The sequence below is a fragment of the Pseudomonas sp. NPDC089407 genome (assembly GCF_044900445.1).
GTDB lineage: Bacteria > Pseudomonadota > Gammaproteobacteria > Pseudomonadales > Pseudomonadaceae > Aquipseudomonas.
This window is the reverse complement of record NZ_JBJDNB010000024.1, coordinates 77,927-98,426: the sequence shown is the minus strand read 5'-3', so window position 1 is coordinate 98,426 and position 20,500 is coordinate 77,927. Positions and strand designations below refer to the sequence as shown.

General features: G+C 61.9%; 11 protein-coding genes and 2 pseudogenes. 4 read left to right on the top strand and 9 right to left on the bottom strand.

Going from position 1 to position 20,500, the window contains the following annotated elements; translation table 11 throughout:
• Positions 1 to 101: 101 nt before the first annotated feature.
• From ACI2KG_RS18885 to ACI2KG_RS18845, 9 genes and pseudogenes are all read right to left on the bottom strand, one after another.
• Complete coding sequence (locus ACI2KG_RS18885) at positions 102 to 797, bottom strand: DUF2063 domain-containing protein (RefSeq protein WP_404662921.1); 696 nt, start codon at positions 795 to 797, stop codon at positions 102 to 104.
• Positions 790 to 1,622: pseudogene (locus ACI2KG_RS18880) on the bottom strand (DUF692 domain-containing protein). The gene ACI2KG_RS18885 and the pseudogene ACI2KG_RS18880 overlap by 8 nt, the downstream one beginning before the upstream one ends.
• Before the next feature lie 77 nt (positions 1,623 to 1,699).
• Positions 1,700 to 2,191: an EF-hand domain-containing protein gene (locus ACI2KG_RS18875; RefSeq protein ID WP_404662920.1), complete on the bottom strand. Its 492-nt coding sequence runs from the start codon at positions 2,189 to 2,191 to the stop codon at positions 1,700 to 1,702.
• Positions 2,192 to 2,365: 174 nt separating this feature from the next.
• On the bottom strand, positions 2,366 to 2,917 hold the full coding sequence (locus ACI2KG_RS18870) for a DUF4174 domain-containing protein (protein WP_404662919.1): 552 nt from the start codon (positions 2,915 to 2,917) through the stop codon (positions 2,366 to 2,368).
• Between the two features lie 192 nt (positions 2,918 to 3,109).
• Positions 3,110 to 7,561, bottom strand: a complete 4,452-nt coding sequence (locus ACI2KG_RS18865) for an NEL-type E3 ubiquitin ligase domain-containing protein (protein WP_404662918.1) — start codon at positions 7,559 to 7,561, stop codon at positions 3,110 to 3,112.
• A 154-nt stretch (positions 7,562 to 7,715) separates the two neighbouring features.
• On the bottom strand, positions 7,716 to 12,188 hold the full coding sequence (locus ACI2KG_RS18860; RefSeq protein ID WP_404662917.1) for an NEL-type E3 ubiquitin ligase domain-containing protein: 4,473 nt from the start codon (positions 12,186 to 12,188) through the stop codon (positions 7,716 to 7,718).
• A 90-nt stretch (positions 12,189 to 12,278) separates the two neighbouring features.
• A complete protein-coding gene (locus ACI2KG_RS18855; protein WP_404662916.1) occupies positions 12,279 to 14,639 on the bottom strand; it encodes a DNA polymerase II in 2,361 nt (786 codons plus the stop codon).
• A gap of 366 nt (positions 14,640 to 15,005) precedes the next feature.
• Positions 15,006 to 15,776: pseudogene (locus tag ACI2KG_RS18850) on the bottom strand (MFS transporter); the annotation flags it as partial.
• 32 nt (positions 15,777 to 15,808) lie between these two features.
• On the bottom strand, positions 15,809 to 16,729 hold the full coding sequence (locus ACI2KG_RS18845) for a LysR substrate-binding domain-containing protein (RefSeq protein ID WP_404662915.1): 921 nt from the start codon (positions 16,727 to 16,729) through the stop codon (positions 15,809 to 15,811).
• Positions 16,730 to 16,889: 160 nt separating this feature from the next.
• Between ACI2KG_RS18845 and ACI2KG_RS18840 the strand changes: the two genes are divergently transcribed.
• From ACI2KG_RS18840 to ACI2KG_RS18825, 4 genes are all read left to right on the top strand, one after another.
• The gene (locus tag ACI2KG_RS18840; protein WP_404662914.1) at positions 16,890 to 17,678 is read left to right on the top strand and encodes a YqcI/YcgG family protein; all 789 of its coding nucleotides are present in this window, start codon (positions 16,890 to 16,892) and stop codon (positions 17,676 to 17,678) included.
• A 2-nt stretch (positions 17,679 to 17,680) separates the two neighbouring features.
• Positions 17,681 to 18,307: a LysE family translocator gene (locus tag ACI2KG_RS18835; protein ID WP_400617367.1), complete on the top strand. Its 627-nt coding sequence runs from the start codon at positions 17,681 to 17,683 to the stop codon at positions 18,305 to 18,307.
• A 39-nt stretch (positions 18,308 to 18,346) separates the two neighbouring features.
• Positions 18,347 to 19,429, top strand: coding sequence for a hypothetical protein (locus tag ACI2KG_RS18830; protein WP_404662913.1), 1,083 nt, complete (start codon positions 18,347 to 18,349; stop codon positions 19,427 to 19,429).
• A gap of 137 nt (positions 19,430 to 19,566) precedes the next feature.
• A complete protein-coding gene (locus ACI2KG_RS18825; RefSeq protein WP_404662912.1) occupies positions 19,567 to 20,262 on the top strand; it encodes a sel1 repeat family protein in 696 nt (231 codons plus the stop codon).
• Positions 20,263 to 20,500: the final 238 nt, after the last annotated feature.

The window sequence follows — 20,500 nt, the reverse complement described above, 5'->3', positions numbered from 1 at the left end:
AGCCACACACACAGGTACAGCGCAAGACTAAAGATTTGCGCTATACCTGTGGGAGCTGGCTTGCCGGCGATTGGGCGCAACGCGCCCCCAGATACACGCAACTAGCAGGAACCGATGATGACGCCCTGCTCGCGCAACCCCTCCAGCAACGCCAAACCCTGCGTCAAATCCCCGCCCAACGCTGCCAGCCGCGCCCGCCCGCTACCCTGCGCCACCAGCAACTGATAGGCCATCGGCGCCAACCGCGCAAAGCGCACCTGCAGCCCGGCATCGCGATAAACCAGCAACAATGTCGGCGACTCTGGGGCGACTTCCGGCCGGTATTCCCCACCAATGCGCTCCACCGGCCAACGATAGGCCAGCACCCGTGCCACACAGGACAGCAGCGGCTCACCCTCCAGCAAATCGCCAGCCGGGTCATGCGCCGGGTCTTGGGCATCACTCAGGTACAGCTGCGCCTCGACCCACTCATAATGCGCCAACTCAAGCTGCCAGGGCGCATCCAGCTCTACCCCCTGCAAATAATCGACGAAGGCTTCGGCAATCTCGGTAAACAATGGCGTCTGGCTGCGGTAGTTGGCGTAGAAGTCACGCATGCGGGCATGCCAGCGCTGCTCGCCCAGCGCCTGGCGCATGACCGGGAAGCTGCCCGCCAGCAAACCCTCGATGGCGCCGTAGAACAGCTCGCGGTAAACCTTCAGGCGCCGGGCCTCGACCCCAGGTGGCGGTGCATGACGCTGTGGGTCACGCAGGTGCCGGGCCAGCGTGTATTGCTGCTCGCGCAAGGTCTCACTCATCGGCTTGCCCTCCCACTGTGCGCTGCACCGCGCGAATGCGCGCCGTTTCGGCCAGCAGCTCGGCCAGTGGCGGGTAGTTGAAATCCCGCTCCAGCACCGTCGGCTGCGCGCCGAAGCGCGCACAGGCAAGCGCATAAAGCGCCCACACATCTTCCTTTACCGCTGCCCCGTGGGTATCCACCTTGAGGTCTGGTGCCTCATCGTAATGGCCGGCCACGTGCATGCCGGTTACCCGCGCCAAGGGCAAACCGTCGAGAAATGCCCGGGCGTCATAGCCATGGTTGCAGGCATTGACGAAGACATTGTTGACGTCCAGCAGCAAGTCACAATCGGCTTCATCGAGCACCGCCCGGATGAACTCAAGCTCGCTCATGGCCTGGTAAGGCGCGGCGTAGTAGCTGATGTTTTCCACGGCAATGCGCCGTTCCAGCTGCTCCTGGGCCTGGCGTATGCGCGCGGCTACATGGTGCACGGCTTCGTCGGTGAACGGGATGGGCATCAAGTCGTACAAATGGCCGTCATCGCTGCAGTAGCTCAGGTGCTCGCTGTACAGGCGCACCTGGTACCGGTCGAGAAACTGCCGGGTCTGGTCGAGGAAATGGCGGTCCAGCTGCGCGCTGCCGCCCAGTGACAACGACAACCCATGGCAAGTGATGGGAAAACGCTCGGCCAGCTGGGCCAAGCCCTTGCCGTAGGCGCCGCCCACGGCAATCCAGTTTTCCGGCGCACATTCAAGAAAATCCACAGCGCCAGCTTCCAGGTCAGCAGCTCGGGTAACAGGCCGCGGCGCAGGCCAAGCCCGGTGTTAAACGGTTCAGGGTGCATGAACAAGTCTCCGCAACAGGCACAACGCCCCGCCTGACCAGCAGGAAGGGCGTTGCGAGGTTTCATGGGGTAGAAGGTCAGGGCTGGCCGGTCAAGTGGCTGAACAAGCCATCAGGCATGGCTTTGCCATTGGCCTGGTAGATCGCCTTGAGGTGGTCTGCCGCTTCCTGTTCGGAGATGAAACCGTCATGGTTGCTGTCGATCTTGTCGAAATCACCGGCGCGGTCCTTGGCCACCGCCAGAAACTCATCACGCGAGACCTTGCCATCGTGGTTGCTGTCGGTGTTGGCGAAAGAGGCGTCACCACACTTGCCTTCGCCACACTTGCCCTCCGCGCCGGCCTTGGCGCTGGCGCCGCATTTGCCCTCACCGCATTTGCCTTCGCTCTGGCTGGCCTTGGCGCTGCCGCCACACTTGCCTTCACCGCACTTGCCCTCGCCCGCCACCTTGGCTGAGGCCAGCTGGTAACCCTGGGCCAACGGTTCGACGGCAAACGCGCTGCTGCTCAATGCCATGCTGCCGATCAGGGCGGCGCCGAGCAGGCCGAGGCTGTTTCGTACCTGAGTCATGGTGATGCTCCACTGTTGTTGAAAAGTGGAGCCATTAGGCCGGGAGGGTTTGTCGTGGATGTATCGTGCAGGGCGCACTTTTGTATGAGAACGGGTCTGGCGTGCGGCCAGATACAGAGGGATACACAACCGCCGGCAAACGGCCCCGGATTACCCTGAGGCCGTCACCTGCGTTCAGTCCTCCAGCGGTTTGGGCGGCGCTGCCGGTTTGGCAGGCTTGGCCGGTTTGCTGTCCTTGGCCTTGGCCTCCGGTGCTGCCGCAACAGGTTCAGGCGCACTCACTGCCTTCTCGCTGGCAGGCAGGTCGTCGACTGCCTTGAAGATCACTTCGGGGTCAAGGGCAGTATTCTCTTCGTCATCCTTGAGCATATGCCGCTCACCATCCTTGCCGACCAGAATCACCTTGGTGCCCTTGCTCGCGCCCAGCCTCAGCTCACGGATCAGGGCCATGGTGGTCTGCTGCTCCAGGTTTTTGTCTTCCCGTTTACCCATCATTTGCGCCACGCTATACAGCACCAGGCTGCGCTCCTTGAACTTCGCCTGGGTAGCCGGGTCTTCAAGCGCCTTGTTCAAGCCGCGCAAGGTCGGGTCGGCACTGCTGGGGGCAATCACGACCAATGGCCTGGCCTTGCCCAGTTCCTTGGCCAGGGGACCATCACTGTCGGCAGCAAAAACAGGTGCGGTAACCGCGACCAAGGCGGCGAGGGTCAATGACCGGACGAGCATGCGTATCTCCTTATTCTCTCGATAAACCAGAAGACTACAGATCAGGGAGAAAGATCCGATAGGCGAGCGTAAACCACCCGGGGCATCAATGTTTCAACGAAAGGTAACCGGCCATTACCGGTCATGGCCACGCTCTCGCAAACCCATGGCAGGTTCCATACGCACTGGTAAGGTGAGCATAGTCCAAAGCGCTCACACCCACCGCTGCAAAGCCGCAGTGGTCAGTTGCAGTTCAGTCTGTTCGGTCCACTGTTTTATCTGCACCATCAATGCCTCGGCAGCCAGTTCGTCGGCATCCGGCTGCAGTTGGTTCTGCAAATGCTCCGGCACCTCCAGTTCGCGGGCATAGCGTTGTTCCATGTAGCGGCGCCAGAACGGTTGTTCCGCCATCCACACCGACACGGCTTCCGCTGTTTCGTTTTCCCTAATGCGGTCACGCACATTGGCGACCTGCGCATCGCTCAGGTTCGGAATGCCTTCATGAAGCATGCTGCGCACATTGCCCGGTAACTCCAGCGCGTCTCGCAGGCGGATCGAATAGGCCAGCGCCCATTCGATCGACTCTCTGCCAACGCCTCGGGCATTGGCCTCGTGCAAGGCAATCAGGTCGATCTGTCTCTGTCTCCACAGCTGCCGGGCGATTTTCACCAGAGCACCTTCCTGATCAGCGGCCGGGGCCGCGCGTTCCGCTTGCCAAACCAGCTTGCGGATTTCCAGTTGCCCAAGCACTACCGTAGCGTTGTCAGCGCAGTTCTCGATCAGCGCACTGGAGAATATCTCCTCTGCCAACTGCGGCTCGTCCTGCATACTCACCATTAGTTCCAGCACTCGAAGCGCAAGTGTTTCACCGTGAAGAGGGTGTTTGAAGTCACGTGACCGAGTGAGCTGTGACAACAGGCTCAGGAAATTACTGGAACCATCCATCTGCTCGACGCATATCCAGGCGCTTGCCAGCCCTTCACGCTCTATACCCTCCAGCCGATCCAGCCAACGCAGCCTGAGCGGCACCAGGCTGGTACTGGGGATCTCCCAGTCGACCTGCATTTCAGCCGCCTGATGCGCTGTAAGTGGATTGCCCGATAACCGTACGTAACCCGTCTGCCATAACTGCGAATCAAGGAAGCCGGCTGGCAGCGAGGTCAGGCGATTGTTTGCGGCATCCAGGAAGTACAGCTCCGAACAACTCAACAGGCCTGCCGGAATCGCAGCCAAACCGGTATTGCGCAAACGCAACTCCATCAAGTGGGGCATGCGGCTGACAGAAAACCCGGTGGACAGGTTGTTGTTCGACAGGTTCAGGTACCGCAGTTGACTGCAGGATCCGAGTACATCAGCGTGAGTGCGGTCAAGCACTATCCTGTTGCCAGAAAGGTCCAGAATCCGCAAGCTGCCGAGTTCGCTCAAGCCTGCCGGCAAACGACGCAGCAAGTTGCTGCTCAGCCCCAATGTCACCAGATTGGGAAAACATCGCAAAAAGCCGTCCGGCACCTCCGTGAGCAGCAAACTGCCGAGGGACATTTCTGAGACATGTGTAAAGTTGAATGCTGCCCCAAGCTCCGGCAATGAGCGCAATTCATAACCGAAGTAATGCCATGCCGTAGCCAACCGACCCGGTTGCGAATAGTCCTGATAAGGGATCAACTCCCGCCAGCACAGCATCATCGCCTTGCGAAACCTCTTGCGCTCGCTCTTGTCACTGGTCAGCGTTGCTTGCCACTCCCAGTTCCTCAACTGCCTCTCCAACGCACGTGCCTGCTGTTCTAGCATGCCCAGTTCCCGCTCGGTATCACGTCCTGCCGCATGCAAGTTCACCAGCCAGGTGTTGATTTGTTCATCACTGTAGGCCGGGTACAAGTCGCGCAGCCGGGTAGCAAACGCACGCGGTCGTGACGACGGGCGGGCAAGACGCCCCTGGATACCGCCCAGCGGATAACCGACCCTGCCGTCAGCCAACCGCATGGGTGTCAGCAGCCAAGGTTGCCTGTAATCCTTGCCAAGCACCTGTGCAACCCTGTCGGTTCGCCCGTTTACCTGCGCTGCCAAAGATCGGCGCAGGCTTTGCGGGTCGGTTTCATTGATGCCCATAGCGGTAAAATCTGCACTGTCGAGCGCGACCCTGAGGGTTTCAAACAGCTCACCTGGGCCTGCCAACTCGCCCCCCAGCGCATCTTCAAGTTCGAACAACCCTGCCTTGTGCACCAGCCTGAAGGTCAACCCGCCACCCTCGGTGACGAATACCGGATTTGGCGCATCACCATCGTAAAGGCGCCAACGCGGCCGCACCGCCCTTGCGTCCTGGCTTTGCAGCAAGGTCAGCGCAGCCTTGGCCTGGTCAAGGGTCTGCGGCGTATCAATAAACAATGCCTCGCAAGCCCGGGCAACGCGAATGCGCAGTGCGCTCAGCCTGGCCTTGTCGACCATGCGGAAAGGCACCGTACCCTTGACCAAGGCGCGGTAGTCTTTCCCATCCACCGCCAGGCCTTTTACCAGCTCACTCGCGGCCGCCCGGTGCAAGCTTGGGAACGCGCGGCGCAATGTCGCCAACGCCTCGTTTTCAGGTGCTTGCTGTTCGTTGTACAACTGCTGGAAAAGCTGACGCCGCTTTAGCGAAAGCTGCGCGACCAGTTCCGGCCCTTCCTGTTCAGTCACCCCTGGCAATGCGCGGGCTTTGAGCAATAACGCCTGATCATCAGACCATCGCCCGGCCTTCAAACAATCAAGCAAGGCCTGAATGCGACTGTCGATCAACAGCCTATCCAGCGTGTCGAACACTTCTGCTTCGGGTGGCCGGCCATACACATGCAGTGCCCGCAGGTTATCCGTTTCCAGGCCATGCATGGCCATGGCCTGGTCGATCTGCTGATCGTCAAGGCGCGCGAAGCGTTCACCCAGGCGCCGGAACATCCGATGCTTGTCCGTCCAGCTGGCAGGCTGCTCGGTCCACAAGCGCCATGCGCCGGCACCATTGTGGCGTAATAATGGGGCATGACCACGGTGGGGCTTGAAATGCCATTCACCCTCGGCGGTCTGCTGCACTTCGTAGTAATGGCCGTCCAGGGTGATCCAACTCCTGTCTTGCGCGCTGTAAATACCCTTCAGGTCAGCCACAGCGCCGGTAGGTGGCGCAGAGGTGCGATAAGGCAGCAAGTCGCCGTTCCAGAGCTTCTGCGTTCCATCATCCAAGCGCGCCGGCACCCAGGTATCCAGTGCGGCCCAGGCACGGCTCGCTTCGCGCCATATCACTGCAGTAACACCAACGAACGCCAGCTCGCGGGTGACATTGAGCAAGTGATCCATGGCGGCGTTGCTGTCCCCTTCGCGCCAGTCTTCCACGGCATGGAACAAGTCGCCCAGCAGGTCCCACACCATGGCTGTCAGCAACATTGCGTTGAGCGCAGGAATGAACAAACCAGCCACACTGGCCAGTGTCCAGGCCACGTTGGCCATCCGCTTGTCATGTGCCTCCTGCTCCCGACGGTCCATATCTGCAACCGGTACCGCTATCACCGCAGCGTCGTCCTTGATATGCGCAATGCGCGCCGCAGCAAGGTGATCGAACAACGGCAGCGGATAATCCAGCAGGTGCTGGTCCATCTCCCGCGTTGCTGCATCGACTACAGCCTCCAGTTCCGCAGCAACCCTGGAAAAAAACTGCACACTGTCACGACGCCGTACAAAGCGCTTGAAGAATTTCTGATAGTCCGCACTGCGCAGCCGTTTGCCCAGCCCCTTGCGAATAAAGGTTTCCAGATCAGGCGCCACATTCCAAGGGCCCTTGGAATCGTCAGGTATGTAAACGATGACTCGGCGACTGAAATTGAAAAGCCACCCTTCGTGCAGCACATCGAGCACGACAATTTGCTGCAGGTCACAGCCGAAGACCCTGAGTTGCCTGGCCACCACCTTCGATTCGTAGAATGTACCTGGCCGCCCCTCCTTGCACAGGTCCAGCACCAGTTGCAGCTCAGCGCCGTTGAGCACGCCCTCGCTCTTGGCTTTGCACGCATCGATCACCATGCACGAGCGATACAACCTGGCCAGCGTCGAAGTCATGTCCTGCCAACCACCGGCCTGGCTGGCTGGCGCGTTCAGCACGCTGTCGAGGTGACGTTGGTAGTGCCCCCCAAGGTCAAGTTGCCGGCACATCCGCGCAAACGCGGGGGCGCCAAGCGTGCCGACACTGAGCGCCTGGCTATCGACGATGCAGTTGTCCTTGTGCTGCTCATTCCTGCCTTCGCCTTCGGTGAAGTTGCACAGCGCCGCCTCAATCAGCGGGACGTCGAAGTAGTCCTTTTCCCTCAACGGGTGGCGCCCCCACGATATACCTTGCTTGTGTGCGATGCGGGTATACCAGCTGCGCAAGTACAAATGATCAATGTCGTGGGACGTGCCCGTTTTTTCACGTACGGCGCGCTGCAGCAACGGCTTGGTGAAACTGTCGATACTCTCGATACGTGCCAACTCGCGCTTCAGCCATTGCCGACAGGCCAGGCTGTGCCTGAACGCATTTCGCAACGCTTTGTGCTGCGCCTCATACACCCCATTGACCGGGATACTCTGATCGGAGGGCGAGACAATACGCAGCTGACGAAGCCATCTGGGCAGGCGCGTAACGATCAGACTGTCCTGATAGGCCTGCTCCATGGCAAGTACATCAACGCGCGGTAATTGTTCTGACGTGAACGTGGCCACCTTTTCGAACCTCTGTCTGTTGCAAAGGCTCGACGTTAAGAAAAAAGCCGACAGACCGTAGCGTAGTTATCTACCGCACCCTCTGATCAAGTGCGGTTATCAGGCTTCAGCCCAGAGGCACTGGCGGGCGCAATGCAACAGCAGGCAGCGAACTGCTGATCGCTTCACGCGTCAGCTGCCGCTGCGTGTGCAACATACGCTGCTGCATTCGCGCTTGCAGCTGGTCATACTCCTGCTTCGGCGCCCCGCGTGCGTCCAGTGCCTCCACCTCATCGTGCAGAGACTGCGGCACTTGCAGAGAAGCCTCATGCGTTTGCGCCAGGTACTCCGTCCAGAAGCGCTGCCTCAACAGGAAGTCCGCCAACGCATCGACCGTCTGCAAGCGCCGCACGTGGTGCGCGGCGCGGGCAAGGTCATGTGCTGACAACGCGGCAACCCTCGGGTTGAGCATTTCATCATGTTCAATAGGCAGATCCAGTTGTTCAACCAGCCCCAGGCGATAGGCCAAGGCATATTCCAGAGACTCTTCTGCGTTGCCATCGCCGATAGCATGCAGCGAGGCCAGCTCATCCAGCACCTCCAGGCGCCAACACTGGCCACCGACGTACAGCAAGGCCCGCTGCCGGTTTTCCACGCCCGGTTCATGCATGGCCTTCCATACCTTCACCCGAACCTCCAGGTCACTGAAGCGCAGTGTTGCGTTGTCTTGGCAGTGCTCAGTGAGCGAGTGCGCGTACAGTTCAGTTTGTAACGCTGGGCGCGCGCTCATGTAGTCGATCATGATTCGCACGCGCAGCGCCAGGTAACGGGCCAGGGCCTCGGTGTGGGTATCGGCAGAGGATGCGAGCCTTCCCAGCAAATTGAAAAAATCCACCGAACGCCTGTCCCTTTTCAAGCCGCTCCATAGATGGGCTAAGCGATCACGCTCCTTGCCATTGACCAGATCAAGCCAGTGCAGCTGAGTGGGCAACGCTTCATCCGTCACGTCACTCCATGTGTCCTGCACGCCTTCCAACGGGTTGCCAGCAAGCCGCACCCGGCGGCTGCGCCACAATGCCGACTGATAAAAGCCGAAGGGCAACGTGCGGATTTGATTGTCCCCCAGATCCAGCGTATGCAACGCTGTCGCCTGCATCAGCGATTCAGGCACTTCTTGCAGCTGGGTGTTGCCCAGCATCAGCACCCGTAATTGCTGCATCTGCTGAAGGGAAAACCGTCGCCGTAACGGGTTGTCCGACAGGTTCAGGTACACGAGCGAACGGCAACGGGCCAACAGATCAGTGGCGCGCCCGTCCAGACGAATCTGGTTACCGCAAAGGTCAAGAACCTCCAGGCGTTCTGCCAGCCCAGCCGACAGTGGCAGGCTGCGCAGCCGACAGTGGGTTACATTCAGCGACGTCAAAGCGCGGAAGGCTTGCAGAAAATCATCCGGAATCCTGCGCAACTGCAGGGTGCGAAGCGAAACGCTCGTTACATGGGAAAAGTCCACGCTGGCGGGAATGACAGGAAGTTCATCGAGGTTACTGGCAAAAGATGTGAGTTCATAGGCATTCCCGGCAGCAGTCAGCTGGGAGGGCAAAAGACGCCGCCAGCAATCAAGCAGCCCGCGAGCAAACTCACTGCGCGACCTCCAGGCCCAGAGCTTTGGCGTTGCCCGTTTCCAGCTGCGTAATTGCCGGGTCAGTGTCTTCAACTGTTGCTTCAATGCCAACAGTTTGGCTGCAGGTGGCGTATTTGAACGGCGCGCCATGGCCAGCCAGTCGTCGATCTGCTCATCACTGAACCCAGGATAAAGATCACGCAGCTCGGCAGCGAGGTTCAGCGCCCCTCGTCGGCCTGGTGCCAGCCAATTGCGCAAGGTGCAGAGTGGATAGCCGATGCGATTCTGATCGAGCCGCTGAGGCGGCAGGAAAAGCCCGACAGGCCGCTTCATTTTCAACACCTCGGCGATGTCCAGTTGCCCCTCCATCACGCGCTGCGCGACCGCGATGCGCAAGCCCTGTGCAAACGGCTCGCCTACCCCTGTCGCCTGGCGATACCCGGCACTGCAGCCCAGGCCCAGCACCTCGAAGATACAACTGGATGAGCCTGATACTTCACCCAACGGGTCTTCCAACTGGAACAACCCCTGCGCAAAACGCAGCCGCAATGCTGGGCCGACACCTGCGGTACTGGCCAAAGGCTGCAAGGCGCTACCATCGATTAATTGCCAGCTCGGCCCGGCTTCAGCACCCGGCAGTTGCTCGATTGCCGCCAGCACTGTACGCGCCGTATCGAGATTCTGCGGCAAGTCAAACAGCAGCGACTCACGCACACGCACCCGCCGGATGCGGCGCGCCAGCTCGCCGGCATGGTAGGTCTGTTCATGGCCCGCAGCGTCCAGCAGCGCTTGCGCCGCCAATTGGTGCAAACCGGGAAAGTCTCGTCGCAGCTCACGGGTATCGGCAGTCACCGGATTCTGCTCGTAGTACAACTGTCTCAGTAGCGAGTGGCGCCGGCGCCAGACCTCGTCAGCCAGGCCCTCATTTGCCAACGCTTCGCCACCGCCCCATTGCCGTACCCGGGCCAGCAACGCTTCGTCCTCCACCCCCTCGCCGCTGCGCAACTGGTTGACCAATCGCTGAATGCGGTTGAACATCGCAACACGGTTTACCGTATCCACCAGGCAGGGGTCCGGCGCCCGATTGCAAACATGCAGCCCGCGCACATGGTCGGCATCGATATCGTGTATCGCCATGACCGGGTCAACCTGCTCGGCAGGTACCTGACTGAACGCGCCCCCCAGCCGATTGAACATGCGCGGCACGTCGTCCCACTCCACGGGCTGTTCGCACCACACGCGCCATGCCCCGGCGTCGTTGTGCCGCAACAGCGGCCCATGACCCTCCACCGGTTTGATCTGCCATTCACCATCGGCGCGTGGCAGCACCTCGAAAAAAGCCCCCTCCATCTTTACCCAGGACCGCCCTGCCAGGCGGTAGACCCCCAATGCATCGGCGGTGGCCTGAACCGGGGGCGGCGCACTGCGAAACGGCTGCAGGTCGAACCGCCAGAGTTTTTCGCCGCCGCCCTCCAGGCGCGCCGTCACCAAGGGGTCGGCCAGGCTCCATTGGCGCCTGACCGTGCGCATCACTACCGCCGTGATGCCCAACTCTACCACTTGCCTGACCACATCCAGCACATGGTCCAGTACCGCCCGGCAGTCATCCTCGCGCCAGGCCTCGACAGCATGAAACACCTCCTTTAGCAGGCCCCAGCCGGCTGCAGCCACCAACAAGTTGTTCACCCCCGGTACGAACAACCCCACAACACCGGCGATCATCCACGCGGCGTTCAGCAACCGATCTTGGCGCGCCTGCTCGACCTGTCTGTCCACCTGGGCAACCGGCACGGCAATGAATGCTGCGTCGTCCTTGAATTGGTCGATCCACGCCTGCGCCAGACAGGGGAACAACGGCAATGGATAATCTGCCAAGTGCTGGTCCATGTCACGGGACGCCCAGTCGGCAACATCCTTCAACTCGCTGCCGACTCGCGCAAAGAATCCCGGACGATCGCGGCGGCGGACGAACCGGCTGAAAAACTGTTGATAGGGTTGCTCGGCCAAGCGCTTGCCCAGGGTCCAGCGAACGAAAGCGTCCAGGTCGGTGGCAGTGCTCCACGGGCTGACCGGATCATCCGGGATATAGACCAGCAGCCGCGTGCTGGACTTGAACCCGACGAAGTTGTCGAAGATATCAAGCACGACGATCTGCTCGAGCCGGCACCCGTACACCGTCAACTGCCGAACACGAACCTCCAGCCCGGCAACGGTGCGAGGTTGGCCCTCACGGCACAGTGCAAGCACCGATTCAAGATCGTCTGCTGTCAGGCGCCCTTCGCTCCGGGCGCGGCAGGCGTCGATCAACATCGACGACCAGTGCAGCCCTTGCAGGGACGACATCACGTCGTAGCCACTTGCAGTAGCGCTCGCCGGAGCCGACAGAATCCCATCCAGGTGCTGCTGATACCGCCCCCCAAGGTCCAGCCTGCGGCTGCAACGGGCAAACGCGTCCGCCGTCATCGGTGCAAACGGGGCACCGCCGCGATCAACCAGCCGATCATGACGCGGCAGCTCATCACCGCGTGCTTCCCCCTCGGTAAAATTCGCGAGTGCGGCGGTGAGCAGTGGCACGTCATAGCTCTCCTCCTGCTGTTGGGGCAAACGGCCAAAGGGGTAGTCGGGTTTGGGCGAAATACTGAAGTAATGGTGACGAAGGTGCAGCCCGTCATTGGCGATCGGATAACCGAGTTCATCATTCAGCGCGCGCTCGAGCAGGGGTTTGCAGAACGGCAAGATATCCACGATCCGCTGCAGTTCAAGCGTCAGACGCTGCCAGCTGAGCAGGCTGGTTTTAAGGGCTTCGAGCAGGGCCGTCAGCTGTGTTGGGGTCAGGCTCATCGGCGTCGATCGCGCCTGGGTCAACTCACCTGCAACACGAAGGTTACGCAGCCAGGCTGGCAGCGCATGGGCGATCAGGCCATCCTGAAAGCCTTGTTCCAGTGCCTGGGTATCCACTGCGCCCTGCACGGATGTCATTGTGTCAGCCATTACCAGCCCTCTGCATCATCGAGGGTGCAACGCTAACCGCATGCCTTGGCCCAGCAGTGCTATCCAGATACCTCAGCTTCAGAACAACATCAGCTGACGGCCCGTCAGGGCAGCGAAGTCATCGCCAACGAACGGCAGGATCGCATCGGCCACGGGCTGTAACTGGCGGCTCAAATAGTGCTCGTAGTCAATTGGCGCCTGCTGGTTTTCCAGCGGTTCGGGGCCTGACGTGGTGATCAGATAACTAATCCAGCCGCCCCGCTGGTACTGCTGGGGCCGACCCAGATGGCGGTTGTATTCGTCAGCCAGACGCGCGGCACGTACATGCGGCGGCACATTGCGCTGGTAATCGGCCAACGGCCGGCGCAGGCGCTTGCGGTACACCAGCAGCTCATCGAGTTCACCCGCCAGTGTCTGTTGCACATATTGGCGCACATAGTCACGGTACGGCTGGCCACGGAAGATGCGCCCGTACAGTTCCTGCTGAAACTGCCGGGCCAGCGGCGACCAGTCGGTACGCACCGACTCCAGGCCCTTGTAGACCATTTCCTCGCTGCCGTCGGCCCGTTGTACCAACCCGGCATACCGCTTCTTGCTACCCTCGTCCGTACCCCGAATGGTCGGCATCAGGAAACGCCGGTAGTGCACTTCGAACTGCAGTTCGAGCGCGCTTTCCAGGTTCATGGTTGCGCGCAAGTGTTCACGCCACCACAGGTTGACCTTGGCCACCAGTGCACGGCCGATGCCCGCCGCAGCGTCCTCGCCATGGGCGCCCTTGAGCCAGACGAAGGTGGAGTCGGTGTCGCCGTAGATCACCTCATACCCCTCGGCCTCGATCAGCGCCCGGGTCTGACGCATGATCTGGTGACCGCGCATGGTGATCGACGAGGCCAGGCGCGGGTCGAAGAAGCGGCAGCCGCTTGAACCGAGCACCCCGTAGAAGGCATTCATGATGATTTTCAGCGCCTGTGATAGCGGCGCGTTGCCTTCGCGCTTGGCGGCTTCCCGCCCCTGCCACACCCGCTCGACGATGGCCGGCAGGCAATGCCGGCTGCGCGAAAAGCGGCCGCCCCGGAAGCCTTCCACCGAGTATTCATCATCGGGCAGGCGCAAGCCTTCGATCAGCCCCACCGGGTCGATCAGGAACGTACGAATGATCGACGGATACAGGCTCTTGTAATCCAGCACCAGTACCGAGTCGTACAGCCCCGGGCGCGAGTCCATCACAAAACCGCCCGGGCTGGCTTCGTCCGGGCGGCTTCCAAGGCTGGGGGCAACAAAGCCCAGACGGTGCATCTGTGGAATGTACAAATGGCAGAAAGCAGCCACCGCCCCCCCGCTACGGTCCACGGCAAGGCCGGTGACCGACGACCGCTCCAGCAGGAATTCGAGCAGACGGGTGTGGGCGAAAATGCGCGTGACCAGCTCGCAGTCCTTGAGGTTGTAGCGCGCCAGCGCCGGTTTATCCTCGCGGAAGCGGCGGTTGATTTCATCCATGCGCTGGTACGGCGTATCGATCGCCTTGCCTTCGCCGAGCAAGGTCTGGGCGACGCTCTCGAGGCTGAACGACGGGAAGCTCCAGGTTGCCGAGCGCAGCGCCTCGATGCCATCGATCAACAAACGCCCTGGGGCATCGGCGAACACATGGCCGCCACCGGCATGGCTGCGCAAGGTCATGGGCGCACCGTTGCGGCCCAATGCCAACGGCACTTGCAACTGTTTGGCATGCTCATGCAGCAAGCGCAGGTCGAACTGGACCAGGTTCCAGCCAATGATTGCGTCCGGGTCGTGCACGGCCATCCACTGGTTCAGGCAGGCCAGCATCTGCGCGCGGTCATCGCAGTAGTGCAGGTCGAAGTCGACGCCTGCCGGGTTGCCGTTCGGCGCGCCGAGCATGTACACCTGGCGCTGGCCGCAGCCCTCCAGGGCAATGCTGTACAACTCACCGCGTTCGCTGGTTTCGATATCCAGCGACACCAGCCGCAGCGCTGGGCGATAACCTGCAAACGGCTTGAGCTGGGCGTCGCAGAGTACGCCCTGAGCATCCGGTTTGCCGGTGAATTGCACCGGGGCGGTGATGAAGCGCTCCATCAGGTAGCGCTCCGGCGGGCGGATATCGGCTTCGAACACCTCGATGCCGGCACTGCGCAGGCGTTGCTCCAGTTGCATCAGCTGGCGGTGCTGGCGGCAATACAGGCCCAGCACCGGGCGCTGGTCGAAGTCCTTCAGGCTCAGCGGCTTGAGCTGTACCCCCGGCTCCTTGGCCAGCAACACACGGGCGTGTTCGGCCCGCGCCTGCGGGATGAAGGCCACCGATTCCTGCGGCGCCAGGCGCAGCTGCCGTGGCCCCTGATCGGTGGCCAGCCAGAACTCCACGCAAGTGCCTTCGGGCGTGTCATGCCAATGTCGGGTCAGGACAAAGCCCTGCTGCAACTCCACCGCGTCAACCTCAGGGTCGTCTGTTCAGGGGGGATTCTACCTGCGAAGTGCATGGCGTGAGCGATTTAGCGCCTGGGAGATCGAGCGCAGCAGGTGTTCACCGGAAGATTTTCAGCGTCTGCGAGATCGAGCGCCGCCCGCGCGGCGCTTCGCGGGGCAAGCCCGCTCCCAAATTTGTTTCGGGCCAGTCCATCCTGTGCCAGGCGCGCGCGACCGCCTTGTTTGTACGACGCGATATCGAGCCATGCGCCAAAGAGGGGCGCGCGCAAATCCCACAGAAATAATTGGCCCGAAACAAGTGTGGGAGCGGGCTTGCCCCGCGAAGCGCCGCGCGGGCGGCGCTCGATCTCCCAGGCGCTGAAGCCCCTAAGCCAAACGCCTCCCAGCCACAAAACCATTACCCCGCCCGGCCCAGGCCAGCAGCCAGGCCAGCGCCGTCAGCCCCAGCACAACCCCACCGAACCCTTCCACCCCTACCCCACTCAGCAACAACCCGCCAATGATCCCGCCCAGGGCAATGGCGCTGTTCCACACCGTAACCAGCATCGACTGCGCCACATCACCGCCCTCGCCCGCCGCATCGGCGCAGGCAGTCTGCAACAGGGTCGGTGCGCCACCATAGGTCACCCCCCACAAGGCAATGCTCAGGTACATCAGCCACGACGAGGCCTGCCCCAAGGCCAAAGTGGCCAGGGCAAAACCGGCCAGGCTCAACAGCACAAGCATACGCAAATGGCGGTCGACCAGCAGCACCAGCAACACCCCCGGCGTGCGCAGCACCTGCATCGCCGCCGGGCGCTTGCCGGCAGCCTGGCCCGGATAGTCCGGCACTGCGCGTAATACCCAGACCACCAGCAGTAACGCCACCAGGGTGACCACCACAAACGTGGCGCGCCAACCCAACCCCGCCCCCAGCCAGGTGGCGATCGGCAAGCCAAGCGACAAGGCAATCGGCTGGCCAAGCATGGCCAACGCCATGGCCCTGCCCTGCTGCGCTGCCGGCGCCATGCGCCGGGCATGCCCGGCAATCAGCCCCCAGGCCAGCCCTGCCGCCGCGCCTGTGAAAAAGCGCAGCACCAGCGTCAGAACGTTGCTGTTCGACAAGGCGGTCAGCCCGTTGAACAGTACGAAACCGATGGTGTTCATCGACTTCATGCTGGAACGGGTATTCAACCGTACAGGTAGTTGATGTCCTTGTAGGCCAGCGGCGGCACCTGGCCCTGAAGGAAGTCGCGCAGCTTGTGCATCTGCCGCGCCTTGGGGCTGGCCTTGAGCCAGGTCATGTAGTACCCGTCGCCGGTGGCCACGGCATGCTTGAACGGTGTAACCAGGCGCCCGGCCGCCAGGTCGGCACTGGCCAGCACCAGGTCGACCACCGAAATGCCCAGGCCTTGCTGGGCTGCGGAGATGCCTTGGTCGAGCGTGTCGAACACTTGCCCCTGGTCAATGCTGATGTCCAGCGCGTCCATCCGCGCCAGCCAGCGCCGCCAGTCGCGCCGGTCGGGGGACGGGTGCAGGAATTCGCAGCGGGTCAGGTCGGACAGTTGCGGTTGCACCTGGGTCAGGTAATCCGGGTGACACACCGGTATCAGCCATTCATCGAACAGCTTGAAGCTCTCGATATCGGCCGGAAAGCGCCCATTGGCCAGCAGGATGGCGCAGTCGTAAGGCTCGGAATAGAAATCCACGCTGTCGATGTCCATCCACACACTCGAGAGCTGCACGCTGCAGTTGTCCTCGTGCTTCTTGAACGCATCCAGCGCCCGCAGCAGCCAACGCACAGTCAGCGTGGACGGCGCCTTCAGGCGCAGGCCATAGCGGTCCTGGCGCAGCAGCGCGCAGGCATTCTCGATGATCTTGAAACCGACTTTCAGCTCCTGCGCCAGCAGGCGACCGTGCTCGGTCAGGCTCAGTTTCGGCCCGCGACGCTCGAACAGGTCGCAGCCGAACATGGCCTCAAGCGTCTTGATGTGATGGCTGACAGCTCCTTGGGTGAGGGCCAGCTCTTCCGCCGCGCGGGTAAAGGAGCCATAGCGAGAGGCCACCTCGAAGGCACGCAGGGCGTGCAGGGCCTGAATCCGTTCCGACATGGCAGCGTCCCGAGCATGAGTAAGACTAATAGTAGGTCATAGTTCCACCCGTTTTACAACGTCAGGTGGCTCTCGGAAAATGCAACTAAATAACAAACATAACCAAGATCCTGCCTGCAAATGACTGGAACGTTCATTCAATTCAACGCCTGGGGAAATCATGTTTACGGGATATGGAAATTGCTATCGCCTGGATGCGCTAGAGCTCACCGCTGAACATGGTCACAACTCGCAACACTGGACGCACACAACCATAGAACACTTTCGCAATACGCTCGCCAACCCCGAATTCCCATGCCTGTTCGGCCGCAAGGCGGTGAACGGCGAAACCTGCCACATCCTCTTCGCCCGCGCCGAACAGCTGGCCGATGATATCGCACAGGGCCTGGCCGATTATGTGCGCACCGTCGCACCGATTGCACCCAAGCAGCGCATCGGCAGCCCCCTGGTGGTGTTCCTCGAAACTGCAGCGGGCAGCAGCCTGAGTGAACAGCAGGCACTGGCCTGGAAGGTGCTGCGTGGCGTGCATGCGCGCGACCCGCACCCTTGGCCACAGGGTATCCCGACCGACCCCGACGATACCGGCTGGTCGTTCTGCTATGCCGGCATGCCGCTGTTCATCAACATGAATTTCCCCGGCCACCAGCACATGAAAAGCCGCAACCTGGGGCCGCACATTACCTTCGTCATCAACCCGCGGGAGAACTTCGACGAAGTGGCCAACGCCAGCACCGAAAGTGGCAGGCGCATTCGCGCACGCATTCGCGAGCGCGTGCACCACTACAACGACGGCGTCGTGCCCGACACCCTTGGCGCTTTCGGCGATACCGACAACTACGAGTGGAAGCAGTATCAACTGCAGGAGGCGGGCTCGCTCAACCCGTCACGCTGCCCGTTCCACGCCCATGCCGCACACCAGGCGACGCCTGACAGACTGATCGAGAACTGACCGTGAATACCGCACTCACCGCCACCTATGCCCTCACCGTCCTGCTACTGATCGCCACCCCCGGCCCGGTGGTGGCATTGATCGTCAACACCGCGGCCGCCTCCGGCTCGCGCAAGGCCATGTTCACCGCCGTCGGCACCAACTGGGCCTCCCTGGTGCTGATTGGCGCGGCCGCCTGGGTCATCCTCACCAGCGCCGCCATCGACAAGGCCTGGCTCAGCATCATGAGCCTGCTCGGCTGCCTGTTCATCGGCTATATCGCCGTGGGCACGCTGAAGGAGGCCTTGCAGGCACCCGCCCAAGATGCCGCAAGCGACGCGGCCAAGCCTGGCCGAGGCGGGCTGCTGCAGGGCTTCATGGTGGGTATTTCCAACCCCAAGGACATCATTTTCTTCATTGCCTTCTTCCCGCAGTTCATCCAGATCACCGAATCGTTCGGCAAGAGCATGGTGGTGTTGTCGTTGCTGTGGGTGGCCATCGATTTTGCCGTACTCAGCCTGTACATCTTCGCCATCGGCAAGATCGCTTCGCAGCGCAGCAACCGTGTCATCAGCCTGGCCTCGGGCGTTGCCCTGCTGCTGATTGCCGCTGGCGGCCTGCTGTATAACCTCAAGGAACTGGCGGCCTGAACGTGAAGCGCAGTACCCGACGCACCCGCAGGAGAGCGCATGACCACAACTGACACCAGCCCGCCTCCTGCCCCGTTGCAACAGGACTACCAGCGCTTTCTGCTGCTGGGTAGCCGCCGTGCCCCGCACACCGTGCACGTGCACGAAACCGGCTACCGCTCCGGCACCATCAACACCGATGCCCTGGGCCTGCGCTACAGCCACTGCGCCGGCAAGCGCTTTTCGGCGGCCGAGCGCGGCGGTGCCTCACGCATCAACCTGCTGGTCGGTGGTTCCACGGCCCTGGGCATCGGTGCCAGTTCCGACGAGCACACGGTGGCCTCGCACCTGTCGGTGCTCACGGGTGAAGTGTGGCTGAGCCTGGCCGGCTGCGGGCTCAATGCCAGCCAGGAACTGCTGATGTTCCTGACCCACCAGCACCGTCTTGGCCAAATCGGCCACGTGGTGGTGCTTAGCGGCCTCAACAGCCTGGCCCACGAAGCCCTGTGTGAAGTGCTCGCCAGCCCTGGCGACGCGCAACACGCCAAGGCCTACCAGGCGTTTCTGAACAGCTTCAGCGAAGGCCTGCAACCTGCCACACCGCCCCGTCGGCAGTCGCTGTGGCGGCGCATCGGCCAGGCCTTTGCTGCGCCAACGGTTGAAACCCCGGTCAGTTGGACGCTGTCTTCGCCGGAAAAGCGCCTGGCACGTGCCGCTGACAACATTGGCCGGACCTTGCGCCAATGGGACCGGCTGCTGGCAGACAGCAATGCCACCCTCACCTTCATCCTGCAGCCGTTGCTGCCTTGGTGCCGGGAAACCCTACCCGAGGGCGAACAGGCCATGCTGGCCGCCCTCGAGCAGCAACCCGGCAATTTCGATCGGCTGCTGGACGGCGCATTCGACAGCCAGTTGCACTCGGCGTTTTTCCGCCGCATCAAGAGCCAGGCCGACCCGGTGCCCTGCTACGACATGAACGGCATGCTCAGCAGCTCGCCGGTGTTCGGTGCCGACCTGTTCATCGACCGCCTGCACCTGAACGATCTGGGCAACAATGCCTTGGCCAAGGTGATCACCGCCAAGCTTGGCCTGGCCCAGGAAAAGCACGCCCAGCGTAACGTCACCCCCATCAGGCTCGTCTGACAATTGCACAGCGGTCTTTCGGCCAGCCCCTTGGCTGGCTAGAATACGTCGTCGTTCCGATTTTCCCGAGGCGCACGCTTGACCGCCATGACCTTCGAAACCGCCCATTCGCTTTTCACTGCCCATGGGGTTCACCTGTGAGCCTTGTGCGAAGCCTGCCCGCGCTGGTGGTCACCTTGATGCCGCTGGCTGCGCATGCGCTCGAGGTCAGCATCGACCCGCATGCCGACCTGCTCTACCGCCAGGCCTTGCCGTTGCTGGAGCAAGCCGACAGCCAGGACATCGCCAGCAACACGCTGCGCACCGCCTTGGGCGGTGATCCCGAGCTCAACCGTCAGGGCCAGGCCATGGCGCATACCTTGCCGACAGCCGTTGCCCTGCTGAAAAAATCGGTCGAGCTGGGCCACCCGGTCGCGCAATACCGCCTGGCGCTGTACTACATGACCTACCTGCCCACCACACAAATTTCGGAGGCCGCCTGCCCGCTGCTTGAAGCCAGCCTCAAGCAAGGTTTTGCCGCCCCTGCGCCAGCCATCGCCACCTGGTGCCGCCCCTACAACAGCAGCGATGAGTACCGCACTGCGCTCGAGGCCATTCCCAACATGGCCACCGTGTATGCCCCCTATTATCCGCAACCTGCCAGCCGACTGGCCTGTAGCCGCAGCCGGCCCCAGGGCATCGAGATGCTCTGGGGGCGCCAGCGTGATTACCAGGCCGAAGTGTACCGCCTGCTCGGCGATCTCGACCCACAACACCGCCTGAGCCTGCTGCAGAAGGCCGTGGAGATCAACGGTTGCGTGACCGCACAGCAGCATCTAAGTAGCCGCCCCTGATCCCTCTTACTGGCCAAGATTGACCCTTGTAGGAGCGGCCTTGTGTCGCGATGGGGCGCGCAGCGGCCCCTGCAATATTTGCGGCGAAGCAGAAATTTTCGGGGCCGCTGCGCGCCCCATCGCGACACAAGGCCGCTCCTACAGGGATCCCGCACGCCAGCCAGCACGCAGCAAGATCGTTCAAGCCACCCCCCGCCCCGTCTGGCATGCTGGCCTGCCACGTAACCGCACTGCAGCC

Excerpts from the sequence above, each read along its gene's own strand:
- ACI2KG_RS18885 (WP_404662921.1), bottom strand. The coding sequence starts at position 797 with ATGAGTGAGACCTTGCGCGAGCAGCAATACACGCTGGCCCGGCACCTG.
- ACI2KG_RS18875 (WP_404662920.1), bottom strand. The coding sequence starts at position 2,191 with ATGACTCAGGTACGAAACAGCCTCGGCCTGCTCGGCGCCGCCCTGATC.
- ACI2KG_RS18870 (WP_404662919.1), bottom strand. The coding sequence starts at position 2,917 with ATGCTCGTCCGGTCATTGACCCTCGCCGCCTTGGTCGCGGTTACCGCA.
- ACI2KG_RS18865 (WP_404662918.1), bottom strand. The coding sequence starts at position 7,561 with ATGGAGCAGGCCTATCAGGACAGTCTGATCGTTACGCGCCTGCCCAGA.
- ACI2KG_RS18860 (WP_404662917.1), bottom strand. The coding sequence starts at position 12,188 with ATGACATCCGTGCAGGGCGCAGTGGATACCCAGGCACTGGAACAAGGC.
- ACI2KG_RS18845 (WP_404662915.1), bottom strand. The coding sequence starts at position 16,729 with ATGTCGGAACGGATTCAGGCCCTGCACGCCCTGCGTGCCTTCGAGGTG.
- ACI2KG_RS18840 (WP_404662914.1), top strand. The coding sequence starts at position 16,890 with ATGTTTACGGGATATGGAAATTGCTATCGCCTGGATGCGCTAGAGCTC.
- ACI2KG_RS18830 (WP_404662913.1), top strand. The coding sequence starts at position 18,347 with ATGACCACAACTGACACCAGCCCGCCTCCTGCCCCGTTGCAACAGGAC.